This window comes from Pseudomonas sp. 05N434, from assembly GCF_056396965.1.
Genome location: NZ_JBFTMK010000204.1, coordinates 1 through 7,912, shown reverse-complemented (window position 1 = coordinate 7,912; position 7,912 = coordinate 1). Strand labels below are relative to the sequence as shown.

The window sequence follows — 7,912 nt, the reverse complement described above, 5'->3', positions numbered from 1 at the left end:
GAGTGAGAGGAGCAGAACCAAAGAAAAAAGACGTGCGTACAAAATGAATTTTCCTTTTCTCGACACGGTCCAAAAACGTTTTTCGTTTGCTTTTTTATAGACCTGTTCTAGCGTCTTGGGTAGTTCGGTCGGCACGACGAATTCGGAAGGTTCGTCAAAGGAATGACAGGTCCTCTGCCCTCCCTTTCTAACCTACGGTCCAGTAAGGGAATGCGATGAAACGGGCCTCCCGATGCATTGCTCCCGCCTCATGCATCGGAGTCAGCCACCATGGCAGAAAGTACTCAGCACAAGCTAGACAGGGTTCGCCCACCCCGGGTGCAAATCACCTACGACGTCGAAATCGGCAACGCGATCGAGAAGAAAGAATTGCCATTGGTTGTCGGTATTCTTGCCGACCTCTCCGGCAAGCCTCTCGAACCACTCCCGAAATTGAATGAACGGCGTTTCACCGAAATCGACCGCGACAACTTCAATGAAGTCCTCGCCTCGATCGGCCCGCGCGCCACCTTGCAGGTCAACAACACCCTCAGCGGCGACGACAGCAAGCTCAACATCGAGCTCAACTTCAAACACATCGATGACTTCGACCCGGTCAAGGTGGTCGAGCAAGTCACTCCGCTGCGGCGTCTGTTCGAAGCTCGCCAGCGTCTGCGCGACCTGCTGACCAAACTCGACGGCAACGATGATCTGGACAAGCTGTTGCGTGACGTCATTGCCAACACCGAGGGACTGCAAGAGATCAAGTCGGCTCGTCCGGACACCGCCGCTCCCGCTCCTGCTGGCGACAGCGAAGCACCGGCTGAACCGCAAGCCTGATCGCTCATCCACCCAGGGAGAATTTTGCCATGCCCGCCTCATCCGCCGCCCAGACCCAAGCCAGTGACAGTGCAAGCGAGACCTTGTCCTTGCTCGATGAAATAATCGCCAAAGGCCGCATGGCCCATGACGACAGCCAACAGGATTACGCCCGCGACATGCTCGCGGAATTCGCCACTCAGGTCCTCGATGAAGGCATGGCCGTCGACAAGGACACCGTGGCGATGATCAACGACCGCATCAGCCAGATCGACGAGCTGATCAGCGCTCAACTGAACGAAGTGCTGCACCACCCGGACCTGCAGAAACTTGAAGCCTCCTGGCGCGGCCTGCACTTGTTGGTTAAGAACACCGAGACCAGTTCCCGGCTGAAATTGCGCCTGCTCAACGTGACCCAGAAAGAGCTGCAGAACGACCTGGAAAAAGCCGTCGAGTTCGACCAGAGCGCGCTGTTCAAGAAGATCTACGAAGAGGAATACGGCACCTTCGGCGGCCACCCGTTCAGCCTGTTGGTGGGTGACTACACCTTCGGCCGGCACCCGCAGGACATCGGCCTGCTGGAGAAACTGTCGAACGTCGCGGCGGCCGCCCATGCGCCATTCATTGCCGCCGCCAGCCCTCGGTTGTTCGACATGAACAGCTTCACCGAACTGGCCGTGCCACGGGATCTGTCGAAAGTGTTCGAGAGCCAGGAGCTGATCAAGTGGCGCTCGTTCCGTGAAAGCGAAGATTCGCGCTACGTATCGTTGGTGCTGCCGCACTTCCTGCTGCGCCTGCCTTACGGTCCTGACACGTCGCCGGTGGAAGGCATCAACTACGTCGAAGACGTCAACGGCAGCGACCACGGCAAATACCTGTGGGGCAACGCCGCGTGGGCCTTGTCGCAACGGATCACCGAAGCCTTCGCCAAATACGGCTGGTGCGCGGCGATTCGCGGAGCCGAAGGCGGTGGTGCGGTGGAAGGCTTGCCGGCCCATACCTTCCGTACAACCTCCGGTGACCTGTCGCTCAAATGCCCGACCGAAGTGGCGATCACCGACCGTCGCGAGAAAGAGCTCAACGACCTCGGTTTCATCGCCCTGTGCCACAAGAAAAACAGCGACGTGGCGGTGTTCTTCGGCGGCCAGACCACCAACAAATCCAAGGTCTACAACACCAACGAGGCGAATGCCAACGCGCGGATTTCGGCGATGCTGCCGTACGTGCTCGCGGCCTCGCGTTTCGCGCACTACCTGAAGGTGATCATGCGCGACAAAGTCGGCAGTTTCATGACCCGCGACAATGTGCAGACCTACCTCAACAACTGGATCGCCGACTACGTGCTGATCAACGACAACGCGCCGCAAGAGATCAAGGCGCAGTACCCGTTGCGTGAAGCCCGGGTGGATGTGACCGAGGTCGCCGGCAAGCCCGGAGCCTACAAGGCCACGGTGTTCCTGCGGCCGCACTTCCAGCTTGAGGAACTGACCGCGTCGATCCGCCTGGTCGCGACCCTGCCGCCACCGGTAGCCGCCTGACCTGCCTCCCGCCGGGGTCAACCCGGCGGGATTCCCCTGCTTATCTAGCACGATTACTTTCAGGAGTTTCATGCGATGGATGCAATCATTCTCGACCTCGGCGGCGACATCAAAGGCGATAGCTTGCTCGAGGGTTACAAGGACAAGATCGAAGTCATGTCCTACAGCCACAACGTGGCCATGCAGGTGACCAACGACGTCAGCAACTCGGAGCRCACTTCCGGCAAGCCGCACATCGGCGAGTTCACCCTGACCAAGTTCGTCGACAGCTCGACGCCTTCCCTCAACGAATATTGCTGCGCCGGCAAACCGATCCCCGAAGCCAAGATCACCATCGGCCGTAACRCCGCCGAAGGCAGCGGTAAGCTGATGCCGTTCATCATCTACACACTGACCAACGTGGTGCTGTCCAATGTCAGCGTCAGTGGTGGTACGGGTGGCAAACCGGTGGAAACCATTTCCCTGAACTTCACCAAGATCAAGTGGGAGCTCACCGCCCAGAAAGACGACGGCACCAAGGAAGGCACGGCCGCCTCGACCTGGGACATGGCCGCCAACAAGCTCGTCAAGTAAGCGGACGCGTCGGCCATGGCAGGCACCGGCATGCTCCCACCGTTGTTCGAGCGCCTCGCCGCCAGCGAGGTCGACACCGTGCAGGTGTTCGATCGCCAGGGGCTGCTCGACTCGGTGCACACGGAGTTGCTGCGCCTGTTCAACACCCGACGCGGCTCACGTCCGCTGACCTCCCCACCGAGCATTCTCGACTACGGCATCGCTGACTGGACGGCCTTGCAACAGCAGCGCAGCGATGACCGTCGTCAGTTGGCGCGGGAAGTGCGCGAGGCCATCAGCCATTTCGAACCGCGCCTGCAACTGGGCGAGGTCCAGGTCAATCCGGTCCCCGGCCATCCGCAGCAACTGAGCATTCGGCTGGTGGGCGAATTGCGCAGCGGCCAGCAGCACTGGCCCGTGGCATTTGTCATCGAGAAGGCCAGCCATGGTCTTGAGGTGCGTCATGAGCGACTCGATTGACCCGCAACTGCTCGATTACTACCAACGCGAACTGACCTGGCTGCGCCACGCCGGGAGCATTTTTGCCGAGCGATATCCCAAGGTCGCCAGACGCCTGGAACTGTCCCCCGGTGAATGCCCCGACCCACATGTCGAACGGCTGCTCGAAGGTTTCGCCTTGCTCGCCGCACGCCTGCAACGGCGACTCGATGACGACTACGCCGAATTCAGCGATGCCTTACTCGAACAGCTTTACCCGTTGGCCATGCGGCCGTTGCCGTCCTGCGCGATCGTGCAGTTCGAGCCGGACCCGAGCAAGGGCAACCTGAACGATGGTTATCCATTGCCCCGCGACACACCGCTATTCGTCACCACCAGCAAAGGCGAGAGCATCCACTTTCGCACCAGCGCCGCGGTTCGATTGTGGCCAGTGGAAATCAACGAAGCGCTGCTGCTGGGCAGCGACGAAGCCCAGGCCCTGACCGGTGTGGCGCAAGCGCGTTCGGCCCTGCGCCTGAGCCTGCGTTGCCTGGGTGAAAGCCAATGGTCGACGCTGGCCATCAAACAATTGCGCGTGCACCTGGCCGCCTCGCCGGTGATCAACGCCTGCCTGTATGACTTGCTCGGCGCTCACGCGGTAAAGGTGCTGGCCGGACCGGTCGGCAGCGTGCCGGTCATGCTGGAGGGGTTGCCGCAAATCGTCGGTTTTGCCAGCGACGAAGTGCTGTTGCCGGACGAGGACGGCGTGCATCCGGGCATGCGCCTGCTCGCCGAGTACTTTGCGTTCCCGGACAAATTCAACTTCTTCGACATTCCATTGGCCGGCGCCGCCAGCGACAGCCAGACGCTGTACCTGTACATCGTGTTCGACCGCGCCCCGGCCAACCGCCTGCACCTTCAGGCCAGCGACTTCGCCCTGGGCTGCGCACCGGTGATCAACCTGTTTCCACGAACCTCGGAACCACTGCGCCCGGACGGCACCCGCAGCGAGTATCGCCTGGTCGCCGACAGTCACCGGGAAAACAGCGTCGAGATCCACAGCATCCGCGCCATGCGCGCCAGCTCAAGCCAGGGCGTGCAACGGGTGCCAGCGTATTAYGGCAGCCAGCATATCGGCGGCGACAAACAGTGCTATTGGCATGCGCGACGGGTCAGCGGCATGACCCCTAATCGGCTGGGCACCGACCTGATGGTGAGCCTGGTGGACACCCGGCTCGATCCGCTGACCGAGGCCAGCGAATACAGCCTCACCGCCGAACTGCTGTGCACCAACCGGCATCTGGCCCAGAGCCTGCCGGCCGGCACGCCCCTGGGTTTCGAACGACCGGGGCCGGTGGCCTGGGCCCGTTTGCGTAACCCGCCGAGCCCGCAGAGTTTGCCGCGACTGGATGGCGAATCCCGTTGGCGGCTGGTGTCGCAACTGACCCTCAACCATTTGTCACTGGTCGAGGGGCCGCAAGCGCTGGATGCCCTCAAGGAAATCCTCCAGTTGCACAACCTGCGTGACGAGGCCAGCGCCTTGCGGCAAATCGACGGTTTGTTAAGCCTCGGCTGCGAACGGGTGATCGCCCATGTTGGTGAAGACGCGTGGCGCGGCTGGCGCAATGGGCTGGAGGTCCGGCTGCAACTCGACCCACAGCATTTCGTCGGCAGCAGCGCCGTGCTGTTCTCAGCGGTGCTGGCGCAGTTCTTTTCACTCTATGCCACGGCCAATCGCTTCGTGCGCACGGTTCTGGTCCAGTCAGACAAGGAGGTCAAGACATGGCAACCCCAAGCCGGCATGCCGCTGTCCCTCTGAGTCTGAGTCAGAAGCTGCGGCGCGATCCRCAGGCGTTCGAGTTGTTGCAGGCGTTGTTGCTGCTGGAACGCGAACACCCGCAAGCCGAATCCCTGGGCAGCGGCACCGCCCCTCAAGCGGAAGCCTTGCGCCTGCGCGGGCCGTTGACGCCGCTGTTTTCCGCCAGTGAAATCGAAAGTCTGACTCAGGAAGCTGACCAGCCACCGACGCTCACGACACCAGTGTTTGGCCTCGGCGGGCCGGACGGCCCCCTGCCCTACGCCTATCAGGAATGGCTGCAACAACGGGCCCGGGCCAAGGATCACGCTCCGGCCGAATTCCTCGACCTGTTCCAGCATCGCTTGCTCAGCCTGCTGTACAAGGTGATGCGCAAACACCGGATCGCCGTTGGCTTCACAGCCCCCGGCGCGTCGCCGGTGCAGGCGCAACTGCGAGCGCTGACCGGGCTGTTGCCCAAAGCCTTGCAGGAACGCCAGGCCGTACCCGACTCTGCGGTACTGGCGTGCAGCGCGCTATTTGCCGACGGTCGTCGTTCCCTGGCCGGCTTCGCCGCGATCGTACGCGAGCACTTCGAACTGCCGGTAGAACTCAGCGCCTATGAAGGTGCCTGGCGGGAAATCCCACCGGCCAGTCGCAGTCGACTGCAACCGGGTGGGCGCAACCTGCAACTGGGTCGTAACGCGGTGGCCGGCACTCGGGTCTGGGATGAACACGCCGGCATCCGCCTGACCCTCGGCCCGCTGACCTCGGCGCAGGCGGCGCGGTTTCTGCCGGACGGTGAAGCCCATCCGGCGCTGGCCAGTCTCAGCGCGCTGTATTTCGGCCCCGACCTGGATTGCACACTGGTGCTGTTGGTGCGCGGTGCCAGTCCGATGAAACTCGGTCGCCAGGCCCCGCCCCTGCTCAGTTGGAACGGCGGCCTGCAACGCCAGACCAGCCTTGCCGTGCAACGGATCGAAACCCGCCTTCGTCAGCTGGAGATCACCTGAACATGGAACTGGCCAGCCTGATCGGACGCCTCAACCCGGACAACCGCCGCGCCCTCGAACGGGCCGCGCAGCRCTGCCTGCAACGGGGTCATCATTACGTCGAAATCGAACACTTGCTGCTGGAGTTGCTGGACATCGAGGGCGGCGACTTCGCCTGGCTGCTGCCGCGCTTCGGGCTGGAGCGCGATGCCCTGACGGCGGAAATCAACAAGGCCCTGGAACTGTTCAAATCCGGCAGCACCCGCACCCCGGCGCTCTCGGCGCACACCATCGGCCTGCTGGAAGACGCGGTGGTTCAGGCCAGTGTGCTTGGCCTGGAGAGCATTCGCTCCGGTTTGCTGCTACTGGCCCTGCTCGACCGTGATGAACGTCGCAGCCTGCTGCTCAATAGCGCCTCGTCGCTGTTGAAAATTCCACGGGAAGCCTTGCGCAGTAATTTGCTGGAGTGGACCGAAAACTCGCGCGAACACGTTGGCGGCACGCGGCCGGTCAGTACCGGCCATCCGCAACCGAAACAGGATTCGGTGCTCGACCAGTTCACCCAGGACCTGACCGCCGATGCCCACGCCGGGCGCATCGACCCCATCGTCGGCCGCGACGGCGAGATTCGTCAGTGCATCGACATCCTGCTGCGCCGTCGGCAGAACAACCCGATCCTGGTCGGCGCACCGGGAGTGGGCAAAACGGCGGTGGTCGAAGGCCTGGCGTTGCGCATTGCCGCCGGGGATGTGCCGCCGTCGTTGCAGGAAGTCAGCCTGCGGGTACTCGACCTCGGTCTGTTGCAAGCTGGCGCCGGGGTCAAGGGCGAGTTCGAGCAGCGCCTCAAAGGCGTGATCGACGCGGTGCGCAGCGCCGACAAACCGATCATTCTGTTCATCGACGAAGCCCACACCCTGATTGGTGCTGGCGGCGCGGAAGGCGGCAGCGACGCGGCCAATCTGCTGAAACCGGCGCTGGCCCGTGGCGAGTTGCGCACCCTGGCCGCGACCACCTGGCTTGAGTACAAAAAATACTTCGAGAAAGACCCCGCCCTCGCCCGGCGATTTCAGTTGGTGCAAGTCGAGGAGCCGGACGAAATCACCGCTGTGGAAATGCTCCGTGGCGTGGCTGCGAAACTGGAACAGCATCACGGTGTGCAGGTGCTCGACGCGGCGATCCACGAAGCGGTGAAACTGTCCCACCGCTACATCTCCGGGCGCCAGTTACCGGACAAGGCCATCAGCGTGCTCGACACCGCGTGTGCCCGGGTCGCCCTCGGCCAGCATGACGTGCCGCCACCGCTGGAAAGCCTGCGTCACCGCCAGCAAAGTCTCAAGGAGGAAGTCGAACGCCTGCGCCGCGAACAGGCCACCGGGCTTGATCACCGTGAACGCATCACCCTGCTGGAAACCGAATCCGTGGGTAACGTGCAGGCCATTCGCGAACTGGAAACCCGCTGGAACGAAGAACGGATCGCCGTGCGCGAACTGCTGGAAACCCGTCGCGAATTACTCACCTTGAGCGAACGCGCCGACAACGACAAACCGGACGAAGCCACCGACAGCCGCATCGATCATCTGGCCGCCGAACTGGTACGCCTGGAGGCCGGTCTGGACGCCATTCGCCAGGATGATCCGCTGGTGCCGGAACAGGTCGACGGCAAAACCGTGGCTGCGGTGATCGCCGGCTGGACCGGCATCCCGGTGGGCAAGATGCTCGCCGACGAAGCCCATGCCGTGCGCACCCTCGGCCAGCGCATGGGCCTGCGCGTCATGGGCCAGAGCACCGCGCTGAACACC

General features: G+C 62.7%; 7 protein-coding genes. All 7 read left to right on the top strand.

Features of this window, described 5'->3' with window-relative positions:
* The first annotated feature begins 270 nt into the window (after positions 1-270).
* Positions 271-819 (top strand): type VI secretion system contractile sheath small subunit, encoded by a 549-nt coding sequence (gene tssB, locus AC1DLB_RS14695; protein ID WP_026331704.1) that lies wholly within the window; start codon positions 271-273, stop codon positions 817-819.
* A gap of 29 nt (positions 820-848) precedes the next feature.
* Positions 849-2,336, top strand: a complete 1,488-nt coding sequence (gene tssC / locus AC1DLB_RS14690) for a type VI secretion system contractile sheath large subunit (protein WP_019648924.1) — start codon at positions 849-851, stop codon at positions 2,334-2,336.
* Positions 2,337-2,411: 75 nt separating this feature from the next.
* A complete protein-coding gene (locus AC1DLB_RS14685; protein ID WP_477785183.1) occupies positions 2,412-2,909 on the top strand; it encodes an Hcp family type VI secretion system effector in 498 nt (165 codons plus the stop codon).
* 15 nt (positions 2,910-2,924) lie between these two features.
* Positions 2,925-3,368 carry a type VI secretion system baseplate subunit TssE gene (gene tssE, locus AC1DLB_RS14680; RefSeq protein WP_019648923.1) on the top strand — a complete coding sequence of 148 codons (444 nt, stop codon included), beginning with the start codon at positions 2,925-2,927 and terminating at the stop codon, positions 3,366-3,368.
* A complete protein-coding gene (gene tssF / locus AC1DLB_RS14675; RefSeq protein ID WP_477742975.1) occupies positions 3,352-5,145 on the top strand; it encodes a type VI secretion system baseplate subunit TssF in 1,794 nt (597 codons plus the stop codon). Before tssE ends, tssF begins: the two co-directional genes overlap by 17 nt.
* Positions 5,109-6,134, top strand: a complete 1,026-nt coding sequence (gene tssG / locus AC1DLB_RS14670; RefSeq protein WP_477742974.1) for a type VI secretion system baseplate subunit TssG — start codon at positions 5,109-5,111, stop codon at positions 6,132-6,134. Before tssF ends, tssG begins: the two co-directional genes overlap by 37 nt.
* A 2-nt stretch (positions 6,135-6,136) precedes the next feature.
* Positions 6,137-7,912 (top strand): Clp protease N-terminal domain-containing protein (locus AC1DLB_RS14665; RefSeq protein WP_477785182.1); only part of this gene is annotated, 1,776 nt, incomplete at its 3' end.